This window comes from Erythrobacter sp. SG61-1L (genome assembly GCF_001305965.1).
Taxonomy (GTDB): Bacteria; Pseudomonadota; Alphaproteobacteria; order Sphingomonadales; family Sphingomonadaceae; genus Andeanibacterium.
The window spans coordinates 1,290,982-1,315,318 of record NZ_JXQC01000003.1 but is presented as its reverse complement, the minus strand read 5'-3'; the positions used below and the strand labels follow the sequence as shown (position 1 = coordinate 1,315,318).

17 protein-coding genes are annotated in these 24,337 nt (G+C 62.6%); 12 read left to right on the top strand and 5 right to left on the bottom strand.

Going from position 1 to position 24,337, the window contains the following annotated elements:
- Positions 1–311: 311 nt before the first annotated feature.
- From SZ64_RS06665 to SZ64_RS06635, 7 genes are all read left to right on the top strand, one after another.
- Positions 312–2,816, top strand: a complete 2,505-nt coding sequence (locus SZ64_RS06665; RefSeq protein WP_241772995.1) for an EAL domain-containing protein — start codon at positions 312–314, stop codon at positions 2,814–2,816.
- A 130-nt stretch (positions 2,817–2,946) separates the two neighbouring features.
- Positions 2,947–5,148 (top strand): EAL domain-containing protein, encoded by a 2,202-nt coding sequence (locus SZ64_RS06660; RefSeq protein WP_162225082.1) that lies wholly within the window; start codon positions 2,947–2,949, stop codon positions 5,146–5,148.
- A 48-nt stretch (positions 5,149–5,196) separates the two neighbouring features.
- Positions 5,197–7,014, top strand: coding sequence for a translation elongation factor 4 (gene lepA, locus SZ64_RS06655; RefSeq protein ID WP_054530096.1), 1,818 nt, complete (start codon positions 5,197–5,199; stop codon positions 7,012–7,014).
- A gap of 58 nt (positions 7,015–7,072) precedes the next feature.
- The gene (locus SZ64_RS06650) at positions 7,073–7,729 is read left to right on the top strand and encodes a TetR/AcrR family transcriptional regulator (RefSeq protein ID WP_054530095.1); all 657 of its coding nucleotides are present in this window, start codon (positions 7,073–7,075) and stop codon (positions 7,727–7,729) included.
- A 112-nt stretch (positions 7,730–7,841) separates the two neighbouring features.
- Positions 7,842–8,183, top strand: a complete 342-nt coding sequence (locus SZ64_RS06645; RefSeq protein ID WP_054530094.1) for a cytochrome c — start codon at positions 7,842–7,844, stop codon at positions 8,181–8,183.
- The gene (locus SZ64_RS06640; RefSeq protein WP_054530093.1) at positions 8,180–9,805 is read left to right on the top strand and encodes an FAD-binding oxidoreductase; all 1,626 of its coding nucleotides are present in this window, start codon (positions 8,180–8,182) and stop codon (positions 9,803–9,805) included. Before SZ64_RS06645 ends, SZ64_RS06640 begins: the two co-directional genes overlap by 4 nt.
- 117 nt (positions 9,806–9,922) lie before the next feature.
- Entirely contained in the window at positions 9,923–10,675 is a 753-nt protein-coding gene (locus SZ64_RS06635) for a glucose 1-dehydrogenase (RefSeq protein ID WP_054530092.1), read from the top strand.
- Between the two features lie 233 nt (positions 10,676–10,908).
- Here the strand turns inward: SZ64_RS06635 and SZ64_RS06630 are convergent, their stop codons facing one another.
- The 4 genes from SZ64_RS06630 to SZ64_RS06620 form a co-directional block, all read right to left on the bottom strand.
- A complete protein-coding gene (locus tag SZ64_RS06630) occupies positions 10,909–13,719 on the bottom strand; it encodes an EAL domain-containing protein (RefSeq protein ID WP_054530091.1) in 2,811 nt (936 codons plus the stop codon).
- A gap of 84 nt (positions 13,720–13,803) precedes the next feature.
- Positions 13,804–13,968 carry a Flp family type IVb pilin gene (locus tag SZ64_RS18210; protein WP_082384460.1) on the bottom strand — a complete coding sequence of 55 codons (165 nt, stop codon included), beginning with the start codon at positions 13,966–13,968 and terminating at the stop codon, positions 13,804–13,806.
- A 105-nt stretch (positions 13,969–14,073) separates the two neighbouring features.
- The gene (locus SZ64_RS06625; RefSeq protein WP_054530090.1) at positions 14,074–15,099 is read right to left on the bottom strand and encodes a methyltransferase; all 1,026 of its coding nucleotides are present in this window, start codon (positions 15,097–15,099) and stop codon (positions 14,074–14,076) included.
- 46 nt (positions 15,100–15,145) lie between these two features.
- The gene (locus SZ64_RS06620) at positions 15,146–15,763 is read right to left on the bottom strand and encodes a TetR family transcriptional regulator (protein ID WP_054530089.1); all 618 of its coding nucleotides are present in this window, start codon (positions 15,761–15,763) and stop codon (positions 15,146–15,148) included.
- A gap of 124 nt (positions 15,764–15,887) precedes the next feature.
- On the opposite strand from SZ64_RS06620, the gene SZ64_RS06615 reads away from it, so the two are divergent.
- From SZ64_RS06615 to SZ64_RS06595, 5 genes are all read left to right on the top strand, one after another.
- Positions 15,888–16,823 (top strand): CmcJ/NvfI family oxidoreductase, encoded by a 936-nt coding sequence (locus tag SZ64_RS06615; RefSeq protein ID WP_054530088.1) that lies wholly within the window; start codon positions 15,888–15,890, stop codon positions 16,821–16,823.
- 68 nt (positions 16,824–16,891) lie between these two features.
- Positions 16,892–17,713 carry an outer membrane protein assembly factor BamD gene (locus tag SZ64_RS06610; RefSeq protein ID WP_054532130.1) on the top strand — a complete coding sequence of 274 codons (822 nt, stop codon included), beginning with the start codon at positions 16,892–16,894 and terminating at the stop codon, positions 17,711–17,713.
- Positions 17,714–17,797: 84 nt separating this feature from the next.
- Positions 17,798–19,471: a DNA repair protein RecN gene (gene recN, locus SZ64_RS06605; RefSeq protein ID WP_054530087.1), complete on the top strand. Its 1,674-nt coding sequence runs from the start codon at positions 17,798–17,800 to the stop codon at positions 19,469–19,471.
- On the top strand, positions 19,471–21,534 hold the full coding sequence (gene ligA / locus SZ64_RS06600) for an NAD-dependent DNA ligase LigA (RefSeq protein WP_054530086.1): 2,064 nt from the start codon (positions 19,471–19,473) through the stop codon (positions 21,532–21,534). Before recN ends, ligA begins: the two co-directional genes overlap by 1 nt.
- Before the next feature lie 26 nt (positions 21,535–21,560).
- Positions 21,561–22,928: an MFS transporter gene (locus SZ64_RS06595; protein WP_054530085.1), complete on the top strand. Its 1,368-nt coding sequence runs from the start codon at positions 21,561–21,563 to the stop codon at positions 22,926–22,928.
- 6 nt (positions 22,929–22,934) lie between these two features.
- Here SZ64_RS06595 and SZ64_RS06590 read toward each other — a convergent pair whose 3' ends face one another.
- On the bottom strand, positions 22,935–24,269 hold the full coding sequence (locus SZ64_RS06590) for a GGDEF domain-containing protein (protein WP_054530084.1): 1,335 nt from the start codon (positions 24,267–24,269) through the stop codon (positions 22,935–22,937).
- Positions 24,270–24,337 lie beyond the last annotated feature (68 nt).

Sequence of the window (24,337 nt, the reverse complement as noted above, 5' to 3'; positions counted from 1 at the left end):
CCCGGAAAAACTGAAGGATTTCTTTCCTGTGATTTGCTTGCCCGATCATTAACGCTTTCTCAAAACCGTTTTGGCAACGGGCAATGATGGCGGGCGCAACATCACGGCGAAATGCGATCCTGAAAGAGGATAGTGGGGGGATTTCTCCTCCGGCCCGCGCGTCCGGTTTCACCTCTGCCGAAAATCCCGGTGTCGCCCCAGTGGCGGAAAGGCTGGCGATTGCCGAACGTCATACCGTTCGCAACTCCCGTTCGCGCCGGGCTGAAGCCTCAGAATTCGCGCCTTCGCTGATCGCGTCGCAATGGCCTCATATGGCGCCGGTTGTGGTGGTGACACTGGGCTTTGCCGGCATCGTCGGCCATTCCACGCCGCCGCTGATCTGCGTCCTTCTCGCCCTGCTTGCAGCAACTCTGCCGCTCGCCACGCCCTTCATTCGTAAGCTCGAGCGGCGCAAAAAGTCCGGGTTGGCCCTGCGCATCGGCACGATGCTGTTCGTGGTCGGTGTGCCGATGCTGGCCTATGGCATGGCGATGGGCCTCTGGGCGGCAGCCGGGGGATTGACCTGGCCACTGGCGCTGGGCGTATTGATCGTCACAACTTCGCTGGCGGCGGTGATCCAGAGTGCCAAGTCGCCCGGCCTGTTCACTGCCCAGATCGCCTGCTGGACGGCGGTGGCAATTGTGACCGGCTCCAGCATTTCCTACGCCTTGCTGGCGGGCTGCATCGTCTTTTCCATTCTGGTCAGCCGCCGCCAGATGCAGATCAACCGGCAGAAGAAAGAACAGGAACTCGAACGCAACCGCGTGCGCGACCGCGCTGAAGAAATCCTCAACGATTACGAGGAAACAGGGCAGGGCTGGTTCTGGGAGACCGACCGCCGTGGATCGCTGACCTACATCTCGCACACCGTCGCCAAGGTCCTAGGCCACGAAGATGTGGAGACGCTGGCGGGCAACAATTTTACCGAACTGTTCGATCTTGAAGCGAGCGGCAGCGATGGCGAACGTACGCTGACGTTCCACCTTTCAGCTCGTTCGTCCTTTCATGAACTGGCTGTGCGCGCCGCCGCGCAGGAAGTACGCTGGTGGTCGGTCAGCGGCCGCCCGGTCTATGACGAATTCGGCAATTTCGTGGGCTATCGCGGCTCGGGTACGGACCTGACCGAGCGCAAGCGATCGCAGGAAAAGGCCTCGCGCCTTGCCCATTACGATTCGCTCACCGGCCTGGCGAACCGGTTCAAGATGTCGCAGTCGCTTGAAAAAATTCTCAATGCGCCGTTCGAGATGCACCGCTGCTGTTCCGTACTGTTGCTCGATCTCGACCGGTTCAAGCAGGTCAACGACACGATGGGCCACCCGGCGGGCGATGCCTTGCTCAAGCAGGTGGCGCAGCGCCTTGAACGGACAGTGGGGGAAAAGGGGCTGGTCGGTCGCCTCGGCGGCGACGAATTTGAAGTGATCGTGGCTGGCACCGCCAATCGTGACCGGCTGGCCTATCTGGCGCAGGACATCATCAACTCGCTCTCGCAGCCCTACTCGATTGAGGGGCACCGGGTTGTCATCGGTGCCTCTATCGGCATCTCGATTGCGCCCGATCACGGTTCGACCAGCGAAGCCCTGATCCGCAATGCCGACCTTGCGCTTTATGCGGCCAAGGATGGCGGTCGCGGGCGCTATCATTTCTATGCCGACGATCTGCATTCCCGAGCCGAGGAACGCCGCCAGCTGGAACAGGATCTGCGCGACGCAATCAGCCATGGCGGGCTGGAACTCTATTATCAGCCTGTGGTGGATACGGCGACAGAGCAGATCAGCGGGTTCGAAGCGCTGATGCGCTGGAACCACCCCACACGCGGGGCCATGTCGCCGTCGCGCTTTATCGAAATTGCCGAGGAAGCCGGCCTGATTGGACAGATGGGCGAATGGGCGCTGCGCACGGCGTGCCACGATCTGGCCAGCTGGCCGGGCAACGTGCGCGTGGCCGTCAACGTATCGCCGCTGCAATTCGCCAATCCGCAATTGCCGGCCATTGTTACCAGCGCCATCGCCGAAGCCGGGGTCGATCCGGCAAGGCTGGAACTGGAGATCACAGAAAGCGTCTTCCTGGACGACAACGAAGGCACGGACGCGATGTTCGCCGCGCTCAAGGGCGTGGGTGTGCGGCTGGCCCTCGACGATTTCGGCACAGGCTATTCCTCGCTCGGCTATCTGAAAAAGGCGCCGTTCGACAAGATCAAGATCGACCAGAGCTTTGTGCGCGGGGCCACCCAGCCGGGCAGCCGCAATGGTGCGATTATCGCCTCGATCACCAGCCTGGCGCAGGCGCTTGGCATGGAGACCACGGCCGAGGGTGTCGAAACGCTGGACGAGCTTGACCTGATCCGCCTGCAGGGCTGCAGCCATGTGCAGGGCTTTATCTACGAACAGCCACTTTCAGCCAGCGCCGCGGCAGAGCGTTTGCGCACCGGCCTTGCGGCGGTGGCTCGCGGCCCGCGATCCGCCCGCGCGCCGCGCCAGACCATGCTGCGCAAGGTCGTGCTGGATCACGCCGGGCAGTTATACAACGGCACGATCCGCAATATTTCCATCACTGGCGCGCTGATCGAAGGGCTGTGGAACGTGCCGGACGGCACGATCTTCCGCATCCGCCTGTCCAGCAACCACTCCATTACAGCTACATCGCGCTGGTGCCAGGAAGACCGGATGGGCGTGGAATTCGCGGCGCCGCTGCAGCGGGATGCCTCGGGCCGGATCGCGATCATGAGCGAGGCCGGACCTGATCTGGATCGCCGCATGACGGTCCGCAAATCGGCCTGATTTGCCCGTCGAAGTTCCGCATCGGTGCAGACAGATGCAGTGCCCTTAGCAATTTATAAACCCTGTGTGTTTAGAATGATGCGTGGCAGGCAGTCTTGGCTTTGCCTGATATGACGGCAGGAATACGCGATTGAGCAGGGGCATTCTGAAAGGCTTGCGGGGCGGCAGGAGCGTTGCCGTCGAAACTGCGCCTCCGCCCATACCCTTGGGCGAGACAGAGCGACGCCTTGCCCTGATGTCGGAATATGAAAAGTCCGGCATCGGCTGGTTCTGGGAAACCGACGAGCAGGGTTATATCACTTATTTGTCCGAGCCGATGGCTGAGCTGTTCGGCAAGGCACCGGAAATCCTTGCTGTAACGCATTTCCATACGCTGTTTACTGCCGAGCAGACTGGTGACGGCTCCACGCCGCGCAGCGTTTCTCTGCTGTTTGGCGGCCGCAAGACCTTCAACGGGCTGACCGTGCGGGCGGACATCGACGGCAAGGATTATTACTGGCAGCTCAGTGGCAAGCCGCAATTCGATGCCGAGAGCAATTTCCGTGGCTATCGCGGCCATGGCGGCGACATTACCGAGAGCCGCCGGGCGGAAAACGAAACCGAGCGTCTGGCGCAGTTCGATTCACTTACTGGCCTTTCCAACCGACCGCGCATGCAGCGCAAGATCGATGCGATGCTGACGGCCTTCCGCGCCGCGAAGCGCAATTGCGCCATCATGATGTTCGATCTGGACCGCTTCAAGCAGGTGAACGACACACTGGGCCACAAGGCTGGCGACGAACTGCTCAAGCAGGTCGCCCAGCGTCTCCAGCGCGTATTCGATACGACCTGCGAGATCGGCCGTCTGGGTGGCGACGAGTTCCAGGTGCTGATCCCCGATATGGACGATCGCGGAAGGCTGGGCGAGTTGGCGATGAACGCCATCACCATGCTGACCCAGCCCTATTCCCTTTCGGAAGGGCGCTGCACCATCGGCGCTTCGATCGGCATCGCGATCGCACCCTATGACGGGATCACGCGCGAAGAAGTGGTCCACAGCGCCGACATCGCCCTCTATGCGGCAAAGAATGGCGGGCGGGGCCAATTCCGTTTCTATTCCAGTGATTTGCAGAACGAATCCCAGTTGCGACGCGAACTGGAGCGAGACCTGCGCGGCGCGCTGGAAAAGGGCCAGCTCACGCTGGAATACCAGCCGATCGTCAATGTGAAGAGCAACCGCATCATCGCGATGGAGGCGCTGCTGCGCTGGTATCATCCCGAACGCGGCAAGATCTCGCCTGAAATCTTCATCCCGCTTGCCGAAGAGAGCAACCTGATCTCTGTCATCGGTGAATGGGTGTTGCGCAAGGCCTGCGAGGATGCGGCCAAATGGCCGGACGATGTGCGTGTCTGCGTCAACGTCTCTGAACAGCAGATCATCACTCAGGGCATTTCGCGCGTGGTGGCGAATGCGCTGGCCTCTGCCGGCCTTCCTGCCGACCGGCTGGAATGCGAGCTGAAGGAAAGCGTTCACTTCGGCGATGGCGACGTGAGTGAGCGTGAGTTGAAGGCATTGCGGCGGCTGGGCGTACGCCTCGCACTGGACGATTTCGGCACGGGCGTTTCCTCGCTCGGCTATCTCAAGCGCGCACCGTTCGAGACGATCAAGATCGACCCGAGCTTCCTGCGCGGTGCCTTCGAGGAAGGCAGCCGCAATGGCGACCTGATCGGTGCTATCGTGGCGCTGGCTGACGCCCTCAATATCGAGACGGTGGCTGAAGGCGTGGAGGCGATGGAGGAATTCCGCCTCGTGTCCGAACAGGGCGTGAAGAACGTGCAGGGCTTCGTCTATGCGCAGCCCCTTGCACCCGAGGAAGCCGAGGAACTGCTGGCTGGGCATGATCGCGAGATGATGCCTACCGGCCCGGAAAAGCAGCGGTCCGAACGTCGCAAGCTTTATCGCCGCATTCATGTGATCCACGAGGATCATTATTACGACGTCGTCCTGCGCGACCTTTCACGGACAGGGGCGATGATCGAGGGCCTGCTGGATGTTCCGGTGGGGACGGAATTCGTGGTCGATTTCGGCGAGGGTCAGCTTGCCGTGGCGCAGGTGGTGCGCAGCCATCAGGATCAGCAGGGCCTCACTTTCGAGAACCCGCTGGTGGAGGACGGGGCAGGGGGGCTGTGTACCCGCAACCGCGTTTCGCCCTATCTGCTTGCCGCGGGCGGTCTGCCGCTTGCGCAATTGCCGCCGGGTCATTTCCCGCTGGCCGAAAAGGCGGAAAACCCGATGTTGCTCTCCGTCCCACGCTTCGGGACGAAGAACCTCAAGGCCAAGCTGGAATATTGACGCATTCCGCCTGCTGACAGCGGGTTTCAGTCCGGCTAAGGGCGCGGAATGACCGAGCTTTCGCAGATCCGCAATTTTTCGATTATCGCGCATATCGACCATGGGAAAAGCACCCTGGCCGACCGGCTGATTCAATTCACCGGCGGGCTGACCGAGCGTGAGATGAGCGAGCAAGTCCTTGATAATATGGACATTGAACGCGAACGCGGGATCACCATCAAGGCCCAGACCGTGCGCCTGAGCTATACGGCCAAGGATGGCGTGACCTATGAGCTGAATCTCATGGACACGCCCGGCCATGTCGACTTCGCCTATGAGGTGAGCCGCAGCCTTGCCGCCTGTGAAGGCGCGCTGCTGGTGGTGGACGCGGCGCAGGGCGTGGAAGCGCAGACGCTCGCCAACGTCTATCAGTCGATCGAGCACGATCACGAGATCGTTCCGGTCATCAACAAGATCGATCTGCCCGCCGCCGAACCGGAGAAGGTCCGCGCCGAGATCGAGGACATCATCGGCATTGACGCTTCGGAGGCCGTGCTGGCGAGCGCCAAGAGCGGCATCGGCATTGCCGAAGTGCTCGAAGCCGTGGTCCAGAAGATCCCCGCCCCCAAGGGCGACCGCGAGGCAGCGCTCAAGGCGATGCTGGTGGATAGCTGGTACGATCCCTATCTGGGCGTCGTCATCCTCGTGCGTGTGATCGACGGGGTCATCAAGAAGGGCCTGCAGGTCAAGTTCATGCAGGGCGGCACCCAGCATCTGATCGACCGCGTGGGCTGTTTCACGCCCAAGCGCATCGAACTGCCGGAACTCGGGCCGGGTGAAATCGGCTTCATTACCGCGCAGATCAAGGAAGTCGAACAGGCCAAGGTCGGCGACACCATCACCACCGTGAAGGCTGGCGCGACCGAGGCTCTGCCGGGCTACAAGGAAGTGCAGCCGGTGGTGTTCTGCGGCCTTTTCCCGGTGGACGCGGCCGATTTCGAGAAGCTGCGCGAAAGCATCGGCAAGCTGCGCCTCAACGATGCCAGCTTCAGTTTCGAAATGGAAAGCTCCGCCGCGCTCGGCTTCGGCTTCCGCTGCGGCTTCCTCGGCCTGCTGCATCTGGAAATCATCCAGGAACGCCTGACGCGCGAATATGATCTGGACCTGATCACTACCGCGCCTTCCGTGGTCTATCGCATACAGCTGCGCGCTTCCAAGACTGAGGATGCGCAGGAGATCTTCCTGCACAACCCGGCCGACTATCCCGATCCCAGCCGGATCGAGACGATCGAGGAGCCTTGGATCAAGGCCACGATCTACACGCCGGATGAATATCTCGGCTCGATCCTCAAGCTCTGCCAGGATCGCCGCGGCATCCAGACCGACCTGACCTATGTGGGCGGCCGCGCGCAGGTGAGCTACGAACTGCCGCTCAACGAAGTGGTGTTCGACTTCTACGACCGTCTGAAGTCCATCAGCCGCGGCTACGCCAGCTTCGATTACGAGCAGATCGGCATGCGCGAGGGCGATCTGGTGAAGATGGGCATCATGGTGAACGGCGATCCGGTGGATGCGCTCAGCATGATCGTCCACCGCTCCGTGGCGGAAGAACGCGGCCGCCACATGTGCGAACGCCTGAAGGATCTGATCCCGCGGCACCTGTTCAAGATCCCGATTCAGGCAGCCATCGGCGGCAAGGTGATCGCCCGCGAAACGATCAGCGCCATGCGCAAGGACGTGACCGCCAAATGCTATGGTGGCGACATCACCCGTAAGAAGAAGCTGCTGGAAAAGCAGAAGAAGGGCAAAGCCAAGATGCGGGAATACGGCAATGTGTCGATCCCGCAGGAAGCCTTCATTGCCGCGCTGCGGATGGGCGAGGAGTAATTCCTCTTCCGCCGCAGGGCAGGTTGGCGGCCTGCGTGTTTGCGGCTAGGCAGGCGCCATGGAAGATGTGGCGCAGGAACGAAGGCTGGAAGTCGGGCGGCAGCGGCGGGCGCGGACGCGGGCGAATATCGTGGCGGCGGCGTTCGATCTGTTCGGCAGCGAGGAAGGCCTGTTTACCCGGATCGAAGACATAGCGGCCAAGGCCGGGGTGACGCGCGCCACCTTCTACAATCACTTCGGCGGCATGGCGGAACTGCGCGAGGCAGTAAGCTATGAAGTGACTCACGATTTCCTGGAGGGGGTGAACACCATCACCCGTTCGCTGTCAGATCCGCGTGAGCGGGCGAGCACGGCAATTCGCCTGTATCTCCACCGCGCACGGTTGGACCGGCGCTGGGCGTGGTCGATGGTGAATATCAGCGCCAACGGCATCGTCTTCGGGGCGGAGACTCACCGGCAGGCGGAACTGACCGTGGCCGAGGCGATGCAGGCCGGCTTGCTGCACCTGCGCAGCAGTGTGCTGGGGCGCGATCTGGTGCTGGGCACGACCTTGTCGGCCATCTCGACCATGCTGCGCGGGGAGGGGGAACAGGACCAGCCCGAACTGGTGGCGGGCCATATATTGCTGGCCATGGGCGTGCCGTTCGACACGGCGAAAGAGATCGCCAACCGCCCGCTTCCAACGCTCGGATCGCCGCGTTGCTCGCTGGATTGATACGAAGTTGACGGAATGTAAAATTTGAAATAGCTCTCTGCCGGTACGGTGGCGCGCAACGACGCCCGCTGACGGGAGAGGATGCATGTTTTCACTCGGTAGGAACCGGGCAGTGCCTCTGCGTGCCGTGATGGCCGCAGCGGGCCTTGCGGGGATCGTCGCTCTGGCGATGCCCGCCTATTCCGCGACGGTCGGGGATGGCGGTGCGAACGCGCCTGCCCCGCGCGAGCCGGAGCGGATTTATCGCACCACTTGCGGCTATTGCCATGGGCACAATATCGGCCCGATCATTCGTGGCCGGGCGCTTCCTCCTGAGGCGATCGAGGCGATGGTGCGCAGCGGCAATGGCGCCATGCCCGCCTTCAAGCCCACCGAGATCACGCATGTTGAACTGGCGGCGCTGGCCCGCTGGATCAGCACATCCAAGGCAGACCCGAAGGAGCATGGGCAATGAGCGCGATTTCCCGCCGTGACGTGCTGCGCGCAGGCGCTGCCGGTTCCGTACTGGTGGCTGCCTCCAGCGCGGTCGCCTCTCCGCTCGACGGGCCGCGCATGCTGCCGCTCGACATGGACAAGGGCGCCTTTGCCGCAGCCGTAAAGGAATTGCGCGCCATTGTGGGCGACGAATGGGTGTTTGCGGATGAGGAGAGCACGATTTCCTATCGCAAGAGCTTCATCCCCGATGTGCACGGCCAGCATATTCCTTCGGGCGCAGTGGCCCCGGCGAGTGTGGAGCAGGTGCAGGCCATCCTGCGCGTGGCGAACAAATATCGCCTGCCGATGTGGCCTGTCTCGACCGGCAAGAACATGGGCTATGGCTGTGCCACGCCTGCCAGCACCGGGCAGATGATCCTCGATCTCAAGCGGATGAACCGTATCCTCGATTTCGATGCGGAACTGGGCACCATTCTGGTGGAGCCGGGCGTCACCTATCAGGACATCCACGACTATATCGAAGCGCACGATCTGCCGTTCTGGATCGACGTGCCGACGGTCGGCCCGATCGTTTCGATGGTCGGCAACACGCTGGAACGCGGGGTCGGCTATACGCCCTATGGCGATCACTTCTTCATGCAATGCGGCATGGAAGTGGTGCTGGCGGATGGCACGATCCTGAAGACGGGCATGGGATCGGTGAAGGATTCCAACACCTGGCAGGCATTCAAATGGGGTTATGGTCCCTATCTGGACGGGATTTTCACGCAGTCCAACTTCGGGGTGGTAACCAAGCTGGGCATGTGGCTGATGCCGCGGCCGCCGGTCTACAAGCCCTTTGTAGTGCGCTATCCCGATGTGGGCGATGTGGCGAAGGCGACCGATACGATCCGGCCGTTCCGCATGAACAACCTCATCCCCAACGGGGTGTTGATGATGGGGGCGCTCTACCAGCTCGCGATGTTCAAGCGCCGCACCGATATTTTCGCTGGTGACGGCCCGATCCCGCTTGATGTTCTACAGGCAGAGGCGAAGCGCAACGGCCTTGGTATGTGGAACACCTATTTCGCGCTTTACGGCACGGACGAGATCATCGCTGCGACCGAGAAGATCGTGCGCGCCGCGTTTGAGGCTTCGGGCGGGGAAGTGCTGACCGATGCGGAGATGAACGGCAATCCGTGGTTCGAACATCACAAGACGCTGATGCGTGGCGGCATGACGCTGGAGGAAATCGGCCTGGTGCGGTGGCGCGGGCTGGGCGGGGCGATTGCGTTCGCACCTGTCGCTCCGGCCAAGGGCGGTGAGACGCTGGGCCAGACTGCGCTGGCGACCGAGATCATGAACAAATATGGGTTCGACTATGCGCCCGCCTACGCCATTGGCGGGCGTGAACTGCACCACATCATCTTTCTGATGTACGACAAGGGCAGCGACGAGGAAGCCTTGCGGGCCGATGCCTGCATGAAGGAAATGATCGAGCGTTTCGGAGAGAAGGGCTGGTGCGCCTATCGCTCCGCCGTTTCGACGATGGACCTGATCGCCGGGCAGTATGGCGAGGCCAATCGGCAGGTGAATGCGCTGCTGAAGCAAGCGCTCGATCCCAATCACATCATCGCCCCCGGCAAGCAGGGCATTGCATGATGTAACGAACAGGCACCCCCACGCCCGGGGCGTGCCCGGCGGCCGGAGCGCAGACCTACCCCCCTTTTCCCGGTGTGCGTTCCGGCCGTCTCTCCATCGAGGATTTCAGGAGGTTGCATGACCCGTTTCGAAGGAAAGACCGTGCTCGTCACTGGCGGAGCGACCGGGATCGGCCGCGCCAGCGCAACCGCCTTTGCCGCGGAAGGCGCCCGCGTGATGATCGGCGATGTAGACGAGCGGGCGGAGGAAACGGTGGCCATCATCCGGCAAGCTGGCGGGGAGGCCGACTTCGTTCGCACCGACGTTGCGGACGGGATTCAGGTTCGAGCTCTGGTGGCAGCGTGCCTCAAGCGCTTCGGAAGTATGGACGCAGCATTCAACAATGCCGGTATCCTGCCGCCACAGCGCCCGATCCATGAAGTACCGGATGAGGAACTGAACGCCGCCATCGACGTCGATTTCAAGGGCGTGTGGTACTGCGTGCAGGCGCAGGTCCGTCATTTCCTGAATGTCGGTGGCGGGGCCATCGTGAACACCGCTTCGGTGGGCGGTCTGATCGCAGACCCGAACATGGCGGCCTATTGCGCAATGAAGCATGCGGTGATCGGACTGACAAAGGGGGCCGCCGTGGAATATGCCCGCCACAATATCCGGGTGAACGCGATTGCGCCGGGCTTCGTCGTCACGCCAATGACGCAGCACTGGGCGGACAGCCCTGAATTCACTTCGGCCTTCTTCCAGCACAATGTTTCGGGGCGCTGTGCCCAGCCGGAAGAAATCGCGGGTACGGTGCTGCATCTGTGTTCGGATGCGGCCAGCTTCGTGAATGGGGCGACCTTCGTGATCGACGGGGGCCAGACGGCGCACTGAATCCATGGCTGGAAGAGGCGCATAGCCAAAAAAAGGCGGCCCCCTTGCAGAAGGCCGCCTTTAGAAGTTGAGGTCTGCGCCATTGCTGCCGCAGCCCTTCGGGTCGCACAATCTTGCTAGTCCGAATATCGTCCGGGCGAAAGACCCATTTTGTAACTAACAGCGGATTTCATTTTTCCTGTCAGTCACTTGCTGCAAAACGTGACACACGTATGCACAGAAACGGCAGGCCTTCAGCTGCCGTTAGAACGCTTGTTATCCGGTTTGATCGCCGTGCCGGCAGCCGCTGGCGGGGGCAATTCCGGGGCGCCGAACAGGAAGCCCTGTCCTTCCGCGCAGCCTTCTCCGATCAGCAGGGCAAGGTGTTCCTCCGTCTCCACTCCTTCGGCCAGGACCGGGATGTCGAGACTGCGCCCAAGGGCAAGGACCGCGCGGATGATCGCGCGCGCCTGCCCACTGCTTTGCGACTGCAGAAGGAAGGACTTGTCGATCTTGATCTTGTCGAACGGGAAGGAATGCAGCGTGTCCAGCGAGGAATAGCCCGTTCCGAAATCGTCCATGGCCACGCTCACGCCCAATGCCTTGATCCGGCGCAGGCTGTGCAGGGCCTTGGTCTTGTCGGCGATGATCGCCGTTTCGGTGATCTCCAGCTCCAGCCTGCGCGGCGAAAGGCCGGTTTCGACGAGGATGCGGGTGACCATTTCGGGCAGATCGTGCTGGTGCAACTGCACGGGCGAAAGGTTCACGGCGACTTTCCATGGATGCGGCCAGCTTGCTGCCTCGGCACAGGCCGAGCGCAACACCCATTCGCCCAGTCGCATGATCTCGCCGTTCTCTTCGGCGATAGGGATGAAGTCGAGCGGCGAGACAGTGCCGCGCCGCGGATGGTCCCAGCGCAGCAGCGCTTCATAGCCGCTGACTTCCTTGGTCTTGAGCGAATGCTGGGGCTGATAGAGCACGCGAAATTCATTGCGGGGAATGGCTTGCCGCAAATCGTTGGCGAGCTGGCGGCGTTCGCGCGCCTTCTCGTCCATACCCGGCTCGTAATAGCAAATGTGTTCGCCCAGCGTGCTCTTGGCGCGGTACATGGCAAGGTCCGCATTGTTCAGCAGGACTTCGCGGGTGGTGGCATCGCCCGGATAGACAGCAATGCCCAGGCTGGCCCCCAGGGCGAACCCGTCCTGGGCGGCGGCAGGCGCTGCAAAGCAGGCATTTACCCGTGCCACGAAATCAGCCAGATCGCCGGGATGTTCCAGCAGCTTTGCCGCGGCGAATTCATCGCCGCCGAGCCGGGCCACTGCTTCGCCATCCCCGGCCATCTCTGCAAGGCTGGCGGCGATCTTCTGCAGAACCTCATCGCCCGCGGCGTGGCCCTGCGCGTCGTTGATTTCCTTGAACCGATCGAGGTCGATTGCCACCACCGCCACTTGCTGTGCGCGGCCGCCGGCATGTTCGATCTCCACGTCCAGCCAGCGGTTGAAGCTGGTTCGGTTCGGCAGGCCGGTTAGCCCGTCATGCAGGGCCATATGGGCGATCTTGGCTTCCGATCGTCGCCTTTCGGTGATGTCCTCGAAGGTGGAGACCCAGCCGCCGCCGGGCAGCGAGCGGCTGGCGATGGCGACCACGAATTCGTCGCCGAATTCGGAAATGGCGGGCGGGGCATCGGGATCGGAAAGCGCGAGCTGCAATTGCTTGCGGATGTTGAGCAGGCGTTCCTCCGGGACATCGCCGCCCAGCCTCGCGGCCAGAGTGACCCTGGCCACTTCCATCAGCGGCGTTCCCGGCGGGCAGGCGTCCTCGGGCAGGTTCCACAATTCCACGAAGCGGCGATTGCGCAGCACAATGCGCTCTTCCGCATCGAACAGGCACAGGCCCTGATGCATATGCTCCAGGGCGGTATCCAACTGGTGGCGGGTCTGTTCGATCCTGTCCTGATCTTCCTTGAACCGGGTCATGTCGCGGGTGATCTTCGCAAAGCCGACATGGGCCCCGGTTTCGGTATCGATGCGTTCGATGGTCACATGTGCCCAGAAGCGCGAACCGTCCTTGCGCACGCGCCAGCCTTCGCCGCTGAATTTCCCGCGCTCGAGCGCAATGCCGAGCGCCTTTTGAGGTCTGTGATCCGATAGGGCTGCCGGCGTGTAGAAACGGGCGAAATGAGTGCCGAGCACTTCGCGTTCGGCATAGCCTTTCAGCCGCTGAGCGCCAGCGTTCCAATTGGCGATGCGGCCATCCCGGTCGAGCATGTAGAGCGCGCAGTCCGAAATCCCCTTGGCCAGAATGCTGAACCGTCGCTCGCTCGCTTCGATTGCCGCTTTGGTACGGCGCGAGACGAGCCAGGCGATCATGGCCAAAGTCAGAAGGCCCAAGGTCACGCCGCTGACCATGACAGACATTATGTGAGGGGAGAACAATGCGTCGTCCGTTCCGACAGACCACGGGATCAGCTTTATCGCCGCCATGCCGCTGAAGTGCAGGCCCACGACCGACGCGGACATGATAAGCGCGGCCCCAAGGCCGCTGGCCCGGGTTCGCCGCCGAAATGCAAGACTGAAGGCGGGAAAAAGCGGCACGGTGCCCAGCATCAGCGAAAGCAGGATATAGGGGGCGCTCCACTGGATCAGCGCGGGCATTTCCAGCGACATCATGCCCACATAATGCATGGCGGCAACGCCGATGCCGGCAATGAATGCAGCCGCAGCCAGGCCGGGCGGGCGGCGCCATTTCGACGCGATCAGGAATGCCGAGATCATGGAGATCAGCACCATGACCAGCGATGCGGCAGTCAGGCGGATTTGAAAGCCCGAGATCACGCCTGGATCGTATCCCAGCATGGCGATGAAATGAGTAGCCCAGATGCCGAAACCGGTGGCGAACCCGCCGGCGAGAATGAAGCGGTGCGCTGCCTTTGCGTCTTCCTGATCGGCTTGCCGGATCAGCAATACGGCAGTGAGGGAAGTGAGCAGGCAAACTGCGGCTGCAAGGACAACCAGCTTCAGATCGTGATCGTCACGGATGCACAGAAAAATATCGAACGGAAACAAGACCAGAAACTCGCAAGGGGGCACGAATTCCCTTTACGATAATCAAGAATGGTTAATGAAAGTCCCTCCGATCTGGAGGCTTTTCTAAGCCAGCGCTCCGGCCAATGTATCGGTGATCGAATTGAATATACCAGACAGGCTCAGGCCCAGATTGGTGAAGGCGATGACGAAGGCGAGCGAGATCAATGCGGCGATAAGCCCGTATTCGATCGCGGTCGCTCCCGTGTCGTCGGCAAGCAGACGGTGCATGGTGGTACTCCCTGTTCCCGGCGCGAGAGTGCGGGAACAGGGTTAGGCAGGGCTTGCGGGCAAAGGTTAAGCGCCGGACTTCGGCTTGTACGTACTCTCGCCCTGTCAGGGCTTGCGCGCGCTCACCAGCGAATAATATCCGCCGCCGGTGCGCTGCGCCTCCACGTCGATAAAGCCGGCTTCTTCCAGAATGGCGCGGAATTCGGCGAGGGAATATTGCTTCCCCAGCGTGCCGATCAGCATGAGCAGGCTGAAGGCCGCCGCCTGATAGGGGCCGGTGTAATCGTCATCCATCAGGATTTCGTTGAGGAAGATCCTTCCGCCGGAAGGCAGTGCCTCGAAGCTCTTGCGTGCGATGGCGAGGTTGGTTTCCTCGGTCCAGTCATGGAAGACGTTGGAGAAGAAATGTCCGTCCGCCCCGCGCGGCCATTCCTGTTCGAACATGTTGACGCCCGAGGTGGAAACCCGTCCGTCCAATCCTGAGGCATCGACATATTTAGCGGCTTCGAACGCCACTTCCTTCAGGTCCATCAACACGACTTTGAGGGCCGGGTTCGCCCTTGCGATCTCAATCCCGTAGACACCCGAACCGCAGCCGACATCCATTAGGCAGGCAAGCTCGCCGAACACCGGCATCCGCGCCGCGCCAAGGGCGGGGGCCTGACTGTGGGCCTGCATGAAGGCAGCGATATTGGCGGCCACTTCCTGCGGCATCGTACCCTGTTCCCAGCCGGCGGGGCGCTTGTCCGTGCCCTGTTCAGGCCGTTTGCCGGTGCGCAGGGATTCCAGCAGCCGCCCGCGCAAATGTTCGTTCCGGTCGATCTGGCCAAGGAAGGCGCCCCAGAAACCCTTCGCCTCCGGGTGGAGCCATGTGCGCGCGGTGTGCGATGCGCGCCATTTGCCCAGGCGTTTCTCGACGAAGCCCATTGAACACAAGGCTGCGAGATGCATGGCGAGGGCGCGGGCATCGACTTCCAGCCTTGCGGCAAGTTCATCCGTGCTCAGCGGCCCGTCAGACAGCGCCCTGAACGTGCCGACTTCGATCGCGGTGTTGACGATGGGGAGGCGGAACTGCGCCAGCCAGGTGTCCCATATCGCGGTATCGTCATTGGTCGGCGGCAAGGCGCTCATCTTTATCCTCCCCAGGATTTAGGTGTTTGCTTGATCGGCCCCGCTCTTATTGGGCAGTGGCAATGTGATCGGCGCCGGTCAGTGCAGCGCGGCAGAAGCGGGTAAGCGCGGCCAGCGCCTCTTCGCTCATTGCCGGATCGCGCTCGTCCGGGCCAAGCCGGGCGCGGGGCGGCGGGCCAAGCGCGGCACCGGCGATGAAGCGCAGCCGCCAGCGCAGTTCGTGCCGCTCCAGCCCCGGCAGATGCGGGCCGAGCAGGCTGGCGAAACGGTCCGCCACTTCGGTCATCGTATCGACCAGTCTTGCGGCCGTTTCGCCTTCACCATGGGCAGCAATTTCGTCCAGCACCACCAGTGCACGGCCCGATGGGGTAAAACAGGCGGGTGCGATCAGCGGGCGCAGCCACCGTTCCAGCAGCGTGTCGAGCGGATCGGCCCCAGCCGGGATTGGATCTTCAAGGCAGGCCCAGTCTTCCAGCATCGGGCCCATGTTGTGATCGCGCAAATTGGCCAGCAGCATGGCCACCGTGCCGAAATGATATGTGATCAACGTGGGATTGAGGCCCGACACATCGCCGACCCGGCGCATGGTGAGCGCCATCACGCCTTCTTCGATCAGCACGCGTTCTGCCGCTTCCAGCAGCCTGGTTCGAGTATCGCCCTGCATGTCCCTCTCCGGCGGCATTCGGTTTGCCGCCTATTCCCTTGCGCAGATTGGACAGATCGGCGAGTTATGCAAATGAATAAGCATACGGGCCGCCCGCCGGACCCGCACAGGAGAGAGACGAGAAATGGCAACCGTGGCCGATGCCCCCGTGGGCGCGCAGACAGGCGCAGATGCGATTGAAGAAGGTGCCCGTCAGACCCGCGCAATGATCCGCTTCGTCGATCCGGGCAAGTTCGTCACCCGCCGCTACGTCAGCCAGGGCAAGGAGATGAACACCGGCACCTATTCCGACCATGAGGTGACCGTGCGCGACGGCATGCCGATGCGCGATCACTTCACGCTGGAAACGCACGGCTTCATGCTCGGCAAAAACCCCAGTGCTGTGCGGGATTTCCACGATAAGGCGCAGGTCGATGCAGTTTATGAGCGCGAGGTGGAAGAACACATCCGGCAGTTGACCGGCGCGAGCAAGGTCTTCGCTCGTGGCTGGATGATCCGCACCTCGGCCGATTTGAGCCAGCGCGCGCAGGAAAAGGTGGAAGGCTATGCCCATACTGGCGGCATTCAGCCGCCTGCAGGCGAAGCGCATGTGGATCTGAACGAGGCGACCGCGCGCCGCATGGCGGAAATGACCTACGCCCAGAAATGCCCGGACGGGCCGGGGTTCAAGCGCTTCCTCATCAGTTCCTACTGGCGCACGTTCTCGCCCCCGCCGCAGGACGTGCCGCTTGCCGTGTGTGACGGGCGCACCAGCTTCGGCGGGGAGGAGAAATCCAACACGCTGTTCATCGTCGATGATTTCCCCAGCGAGGAAGAGACCGTGAAGCCGATTCCCGGTGAGGAGCAGATGATGGCTGCCAGCATCTTCTCCCACAATCCGGACATGCGCTGGTGGTATTTCTCCAACATGCAGGCGGACGATGTGCTGTTCTTCAAGTTCTTTGACAGCGATCATTCGGTGACCTGGCGCTGTCCGCACACGGCATTCCGGGATTCCAGCTTTGCAGATGCGAATATCCGCGAGAGCATCGAGTGCCGCAGCGTGGCATTCTGGGAATAGCATCCGGCGCGCCAATGCTGTCCATACTTCACTTGGCGTTCAGCCGGGCGCTGGCTATAGGCAAGGCCATGCTGTTGAACCGACGCCCTGTTCGCCTGTCCGCCCGGCCGTTCATCCTTGCCGGTGCCGCTGTTGCCATTGCGCTTACCGGCGGCTGCGCCAGGGGCGGCGGGCAGAAGGATACGGCCTATGTCGCCCGAGACGTGGAAACGCTGTATAGCGCCGCCCGCGCCCGGCTCGACCGGGGCGATGTGAAAGTGGCGGCCGCCCTGTTCGACGAGGTGGAGCGTCAGCATCCCTATTCGCCCTGGGCCCGCCGCGCCCAGTTGATGAGCTCGTTCAGCTATTATGTCGGCCGGAACTACAATCAGTCGATTCAGTCGGCTCAGCGCTTCCTGTCGATCCATCCCGGCAATAAGGACGCACCTTACGCCTATTACCTGATCGCCCTGTGCTATTACGAGCAGATCAGCGACGTTCAGCGCGATCAGGCGATCACCCGTCAGGCGCAGACCGCGCTGGAGGAAGTGAATCGCCGCTTCCCGCGCACAGAATATGCCGCCGATGCCCGCCTGAAGCTCGATCTGGTCAACGATCACCTCGCTGGCAAGGAAATGGAGATCGGCCGCTTCTATGAAAAGTCTGGCAAGTGGCTGGCCGCCCAGCTGCATTTCCAGAACGTGGTGAAGCAGTATCAGACCACCAGCCACGCACCCGAAGCGCTTTATCGCCTCACGGAAACCAGCCTTGCGCTGGGCGTTCCGGAAGAGGCGAAGCGCTATGCCGCCGTGCTCGGCAGCAATTATCCCGGCTCCAAATGGTATGAACGCGCCTTTTCGTTGATGGAAGATCACGCCCCCTGGACGACGCAGGGTGTGACCGGCGGCTGATCCGCCGGCCCTGCCGGGCTGTTCGTAACCTTGTCTGAAAGCGGTGACGCGGGGATTTGCTTTCGCTAGATCGTAAGGCGAACCATGCTCACCGCGCTCAACATTCGAAACATCGTCCTCATCGAAGGGCTGGAGCTTGCCTTCGGCCCCGGCCTTGGCGTGCTGACGGGCGAGACAGGGGCGGGCAAGTCGATCCTGCTGGATGCGCTGGGGCTGGTGCTGGGCAACCGGGCCGAATCTTCGCTCGTCCGCGCGGGGGAAGACAGCGCAAGCGTTGTCGCCACTTTCGAGTTCGGGCAGCTTCCGCCCGTGATTGCTGCGGCCCTGTCCGATGCGGAAGTCGAAGTGGAGCCGGGCGAACCGCTGATCCTGCGCCGCAGCCTCAAGGCCGATGGCGGGTCCAAGGCCCATATCAACGATCAGCCGGTGGGCGTCGCCCTGCTGCGCGAGATTGCGCCGGCTCTGGTGGAAATCCACGGCCAGCATGACGATCGGGGGCTGGTCAATCCGCGCGGCCATCGCGCCTTGCTGGACCGTTTTGCCCGGGCCGATGCAGCAGGTGTTGCCGATGCGTGGAACCACTGGCGTGCTGCCGAAGAGAAACTGGCCGAGGCGAAGGATGCCATCGAGCAGGCAAGGGCCGAGCAGGATCTGCTGCTGGCCCATCTGGAGGAACTCGCCGCCCTTCAGCCGGAAGTGGGCGAGGAAGAACGCCTCGCCGAGGCACGGGCCACTATGCAGAAGGGCGAGAAGCTGGCCGGCGATCTGGAAGACTTGCGCCATGTATGGGACGGTTCGGACAGCGCGCTCGCCTCGCTACGCTCTGCCGCGCGTCGGCTGGACCGGATCGCGCCCGAACATCCTCTGCTGGCCGAAGCGCTGGCAGCGCTCGATCGTGCAGTAATCGAGGCGGGGGAGGCTGAGGCGAAGCTGGAATCGGCAGCCGATGCGCTGGTGTTCGACCCGGCCGAGCTGGACCGGATCGAAACCCGGCTGTTCGATCTGCGGGGCCTTGCTCGCAAGCATCGCTGCGAAGTGGACGATCTGCCGGAGCGCATGCGTGCTTTCCGCGCCGCGCTCGACGCCATTGAGGCCGGAGACGAGGCGATTGCCGGGCTGGAATCTGCGGCGCGCGCAGCAGGTGAAACCTATCGCCAACGTGCCACTGCATTGCATCAGGCGCGCAGCGGCGCTGCCGCAAAGCTGGACGAGGCCGTGGCGAAGGAACTTGCGCCGCTCAAGCTGGATGCCGCGAAGTTCCGCACGGCAGTCACGCAATTGCCGGAAGATCGTTGGGGACCGTCAGGCATGGATAATGTGGAATTCCTCATTTCCACCAATCCTGGCGCCGATTTCGCCCCACTGGCCAAGATCGCTTCGGGCGGGGAGCTTTCCCGCTTTATCCTCGCGCTCAAGGTTGCACTGGCCGAACAGGGCGGGGCGGCGACCGTGATCTTCGACGAGATCGACAGGGGCGTGGGCGGCGCCGTCGCCAGCGCCATCGGTGAACGCCTTGCGCGATTGGCCAATGGCGAAGGTGGCGGGCAATTGCTGGCAGTCACCCATAGCCCCCAGGTCGCTGCGCGCGGGGGCATGCATTACAAGATCGCCAAATCCTCCGAAGGCACAGTGACGCGGACCGGCGTGGTCCTGCTCGACAGTGCTGGCCGCCAGGAGGAAATCGCCCGGATGCTCTCGGGCGCGGAAATTACCAGCGAGGCCCGTGCGCAGGCGGATCGGTTGCTGGAGGGGGTTTAATGTCCGTCGAGACAATGACAGAAGCGGAAGCCGCCAATGAACTGATGCGGCTGGCCAAGCAGATCGCGCATCACAACCGGCTCTATCACGCGGAGGATTCGCCCGAGATCTCGGATGCGGAATTCGATGAACTGGTGCGCCGGAATAACGAGCTTGAGGCTGCATTCCCGAACCTGATCCGGCTGGACAGCCCCTCGCGCCAGATCGGCGCAGCCGTTGCATCGTCCTCGCTCGCCAAAGTGCGGCACGAAGTGCGGCTGTTCAGCCTCGACAATGCTTTCTCTGACGATGAACTGGAGGAATTCGTCGCCCGCGTGCGGCGCTTCCTGAATTATCCGGCTGACGAACCGCTGGAACTGACGGCGGAAGACAAGATCGACGGTCTATCCTGCTCCCTGCGTTATGAGGAAGGCCGTCTGGTGCGTGCCGCCACGCGCGGCGATGGCGAAGTGGGCGAGGATGTGACGGCCAACGTTCGCCACATTGCCGACATCCCCGAAATGCTGCGCGGAGATGCGCCTGCCGTGTTCGAAATACGCGGCGAAGTCTATATGGAAAAACAGGCCTTTGCCGCGCTCAATGCTGCGCAGGAAGAGACTGGCGGCAAGATCTTCGCCAATCCGCGCAATGCTGCGGCCGGGTCGCTGCGGCAGAAGGATGCCAGCGTCACCGGCAAGCGACCGCTGCGTTTCCTTGCATGGGGCTGGGGCGATGCGAGCGAAGTGCCTGGCGTCACGCAGTGGGAGGTGATGCAGCAGATCGCCGCATGGGGCCTGCCGGTGTCCCCGCTGCTCGGCAGGCATGACGATATGGCCGAATTGCTGCAGCATTACCGCCGGATCGAGGCCGAGCGGGCGGAACTGCCTTATGACATCGATGGCGTGGTCTATAAGGTCAATCGCCTGGATTTGCAGCAGCGGCTTGGTTTCGTCGCCAAGGCGCCGCGGTGGGCCATTGCGCGCAAATTCCCGGCGGAGCGCGCGCAGACGGCGCTTGAGGCCATCGACATTCAGGTGGGGCGGACCGGCAAGTTGACCCCGGTTGGACGGCTCACTCCCGTGACCGTGGGCGGCGTGGTCGTCTCCAACGTAACGCTGCACAATCGCGACGAGATCGGGCGGCTGGGCGTGCGGCCGGGCGACCGGGTGGTGATCCAGCGCGCGGGCGATGTGATACCGCAGGTTGTGGAAAACCTCACTCGCGACGAACCGCGCGAGCCCTACCATTTCCCCGATCATTGCCCCGAATGCGGCAGCGAGGCCTTGGCGGAAGAGGGCGAAGTGGATGTGCGCTGCACGGGCGGCCTGATCTGCCCGGCCCAGCGGACAGAGCGGCTGAAGCACTTCGTCAGCCGCGCGGCACTGGATATTGACGGACTGGGCGAGAAGACGATCGACGAATTCTTCGCGCTGGGCTGGCTGGAAAGCCCGGCCGACATTTTCCGCCTTAGGAAGCGCCGTGGTGAAATTCTGGAGCTGGAAGGCTGGCAGGACAAGTCTGTGGACAATCTGTTGGCATCCGTGGAAAACCGCCGCTCGCCTGATGCCGCGCGCCTGCTGTTCGGGCTGGGTATCCGCCATGTCGGTGCAGTGACGGCGCGCGATCTGATGAAGCGTTTCGTGACGCTTCCGGCTCTGCGGGAGGCGGCGGAAAAGGCCCATGCCGGGGACGAGGAAGCGAAGGCGGAATTGCTCTCCATCGACGGGGTCGGCCCGGTGGTTGTCGAGGCTTTGGGCGAGTTCTTCCACGAACCGCATAATCGCGAAGTGTGGGACGACCTGCTGGGTGAGCTTTCGCCCCCGGACTACGTCGTGGAGACGAAGGATTCCGCAGTCGCGGGCAAGACAGTGGTGTTCACCGGCAAGCTGGAAACCATGAGCCGCGACGAGGCAAAGGCGCAGGCTGAAAGGTTGGGCGCGCGCGCGGCAGGGTCCGTCAGCGCGAAGACCGACCTGCTGGTCTATGGCCCCGGCGCGGGATCGAAGCTGAAGAAGGCCGCCGAATTGGGGATCGAGGCGATAGACGAGGCGGCCTGGGCCGAGATTGTGAAGGCGGCGGGATAAGCCGCAAACGGGGGAGGGGGATTTACATGAGCGGAACAGTGCAGGGCGGAGATCCCGCCTTCGAGGCGGCGACCTATCGCAAGCTGGCCCTTCGGCTCGTACCCCTGCTGTTCCTCGGCTACTTCGTGGCCATTCTGGACCGGGTTAATGTCGGTTTCGCCAAGCTGCAGATGGCAAGTGATCTGGCGCTGAGCGATGCGGTCTATGGCTTTGGAGCTGGCATCTTCTTCATCGGCTATTTCTTCTTCGAACTGCCTTCCAACCTGATCCTCGCACGGGTGGGTGCGCGGCGCTGGATTGCGCGGATCATGATCACATGGGGCGCTCTGTCGGCCGGATTCATGTTCCTGGGCGATCTGCATTGGGGGCCGGTGCCCACGATGCTCGGCCTGACGCAGGCGGAATTCAGTTTCTATCTGCTGCGCTTCATCCTCGGGCTGGCGGAAGCCGGGTTCTTTCCCGGCGTGATCCTGTATCTCACCTTCTGGTTCCCGGCTGCGCGGCGTGCCCATGTGGTCGCCCTGTTCCTCGTCGCCATTCCGCTGGCGAGCGCGCTGGGTGCGCCCTTGTCGGGTGCGATCCTGCAATTCTTCGATGGAACGGGCGGGATGCGCGGCTGGCAATGGCTGTTCCTGCTGGAGGGGATTCCTTCCGTACTGGTGGGCCTTGCAGTCCTAGCGCGACTGCCCGACCGGCCCGCTGATGCACGCTGGCTGGCCGATGACGAGCGGGCCCTGATCGAAGCCCGTCTGGCGCATGACGAAGCGCGCAAAGCGGTTCACGGCCAGCGCCATGCCTTGCGGGACGTGTTTACCGACTGGCGCATCTGGGCGTTGGCGCTGGCGGATTTCCTGCGCGCGATCATTAATAATGCGCTCAATTTCTGGATGCCGACGCTGGTGCAGGAAATCGGCATCAACAAGGCAGATTACCTCAAGGTGGGCGTGGTCACGGCCATCCCGTGGAGTTTGGCCGCCGTGGCCATGGTGCTGTGCGCCCGCAATTCGGACCGGACAGGAGAACGGCGCTGGCATGCCACTGTGGCACTGCTGGTCTCCATGGCCGGGCTGCTGCTGCTCGCCTTTGCACAAGGGGCGCCTCTGGTGACGGTGACGGCACTGACGATGATCGCGGCGGGTGCCATGGCATGGCTGGCCGTGTTTTGGACCTTGCCGACGGCCTTTCTGTCCGGAGCGGCCGCGGCGGGCGGGATCGCCTGGATCAACGCCCTGTCACAGCTTGGCGGCTACGTCGGCCCGGACATGCTGGGCCGCATCCGCGAGGCCAATGGCGGCGACGGGAGCGATGCGTTCCTGGCGATGGCATTGGCGGCGCTGGTGGCGGCCGGGTTGACTTATGTGCTTGCGGGAAAGCCGAAGGAGCGGGCCGGCTGACGCTATTCAGGCAGCAACCGAAAGGGTTTCCACAACCGGTGCCTGAGCATGGGCCTGCTTGGCGCGGTACATAAGCCGGTCGGCCGCAGCGATGACGCTCGTCGGGTCTGGCATGGAACCTTGGGGGACGATGGCAACGCCAAGGCTGGCGCCGACCTTCCATGGCTCCCCTTCCGATACGGTGTCGAGTTCACGCTGGATGCGGCCCAGCACGTCCATCACCTGATCTTCCGAACTGGCAGGGAACAGGGCCACGAATTCATCGCCACCCATGCGCGCGATCACATCGTCATTGCGCAAAGCCCTGCGCAGGGCCGCGGCGACCTTCACCAGGCAGCGGTCACCTTCTTCATGGCCAAACCTGTCGTTCACGCCCTTGAACCCATCGAGATCGAGGAAAGTGGCGGCAACGCCGTGGTTCCAGTTTCCGGTTTTGTCCATTGCAGCGCGCAAGCGCCGCAGAGTGCCGCGCCGGTTGAGCAGGCCGGTCAGCGGATCGAGTTCGGCATCCAGTTCGGCTGCGCGCCGAGCAGAAATGTCTTCAACCACGGACACAAAGAAATCCGGCGTGCCGTCGCTGTTGCGGACGAGCGAAACGGTGAGATTGACCCATACGATCGAGCCGTCATTGCGCAGATAGCGCTTCTCCATCTGATAGCTGGAGGTGCGGCCGGAAAGCAGCGACTCCACTTCGGCCATATCCTGATCGAGATCGTCGGGATGGGTGATAGCCTGAAAGCCACCCACCATGAGCTTTTCGCGGGGCCAGCCGGAAATACGGCAGAATGCGTCATTCGCCATGATGAATGAGCCGTCGGGCGCGACATGGGCGATGCCCACCGCGGCCTGATCGAAAGTCGCCTGAAAGCGGCGATCCGCCTCGGCCCGGGCGCGTTCCTCGCGGGCATGGGCGTGACGGCCGATGCCGTGGACGACCAGCCATGCGAGAAGTTGAAGCGCCAGCAGATCGGTATTGGAGAACGCATCCTTGGTGCGTGAATGGAGTTTCAGCTGGCCGACATAATCCTCGTGGAAGGGGATCGGTGCGGTGATCGTGCTGCGCAGCCCGTTGCGATGCTGCACGGCCATGCTGCTGAAGCCCGGCACTGTGCCTGCGGTTGTAGTGCGTTCGCCAACTTTCTTCGTGCTGTCCCCACAGGCAGCAAGGCACACGAGTTCCTGGCCTTCACGCAGTTCGATCTCGCCGCCATCGGCTGATGGCACCATGCGGATGGCGCTCTGCAGAACCAGCAGCAAAGAACGTTCCAGATCGTCTCCGGCTGCGCTGACAGAGGTTTCGATCGCCAGGAACTGACGTGGCCACTGCATCAGCCGGGCCATGTCGTTTCCGATTGTTCCGCCGGGTAAAACTATCTTGCGGGATTCGGCCATAGGCTCCGTCAGTCAGG

Bases quoted from the DNA above. Each gene is read 5' to 3' on its own strand.
- SZ64_RS06665 (WP_241772995.1), top strand. From the start codon at position 312: ATGGCGCCGGTTGTGGTGGTGACACTGGGCTTTGCCGGCATCGTCGGC.
- lepA (WP_054530096.1), top strand. From the start codon at position 5,197: ATGACCGAGCTTTCGCAGATCCGCAATTTTTCGATTATCGCGCATATC.
- SZ64_RS06650 (WP_054530095.1), top strand. From the start codon at position 7,073: ATGGAAGATGTGGCGCAGGAACGAAGGCTGGAAGTCGGGCGGCAGCGG.
- SZ64_RS06640 (WP_054530093.1), top strand. From the start codon at position 8,180: ATGAGCGCGATTTCCCGCCGTGACGTGCTGCGCGCAGGCGCTGCCGGT.
- SZ64_RS06635 (WP_054530092.1), top strand. From the start codon at position 9,923: ATGACCCGTTTCGAAGGAAAGACCGTGCTCGTCACTGGCGGAGCGACC.
- SZ64_RS18210 (WP_082384460.1), bottom strand. From the start codon at position 13,968: ATGCACCGTCTGCTTGCCGACGACACGGGAGCGACCGCGATCGAATAC.
- SZ64_RS06625 (WP_054530090.1), bottom strand. From the start codon at position 15,099: ATGAGCGCCTTGCCGCCGACCAATGACGATACCGCGATATGGGACACC.
- SZ64_RS06620 (WP_054530089.1), bottom strand. From the start codon at position 15,763: ATGCAGGGCGATACTCGAACCAGGCTGCTGGAAGCGGCAGAACGCGTG.
- SZ64_RS06615 (WP_054530088.1), top strand. From the start codon at position 15,888: ATGGCAACCGTGGCCGATGCCCCCGTGGGCGCGCAGACAGGCGCAGAT.
- SZ64_RS06610 (WP_054532130.1), top strand. From the start codon at position 16,892: ATGCTGTTGAACCGACGCCCTGTTCGCCTGTCCGCCCGGCCGTTCATC.
- recN (WP_054530087.1), top strand. From the start codon at position 17,798: ATGCTCACCGCGCTCAACATTCGAAACATCGTCCTCATCGAAGGGCTG.
- ligA (WP_054530086.1), top strand. From the start codon at position 19,471: ATGTCCGTCGAGACAATGACAGAAGCGGAAGCCGCCAATGAACTGATG.
- SZ64_RS06595 (WP_054530085.1), top strand. From the start codon at position 21,561: ATGAGCGGAACAGTGCAGGGCGGAGATCCCGCCTTCGAGGCGGCGACC.
- SZ64_RS06590 (WP_054530084.1), bottom strand. From the start codon at position 24,269: ATGGCCCGGCTGATGCAGTGGCCACGTCAGTTCCTGGCGATCGAAACC.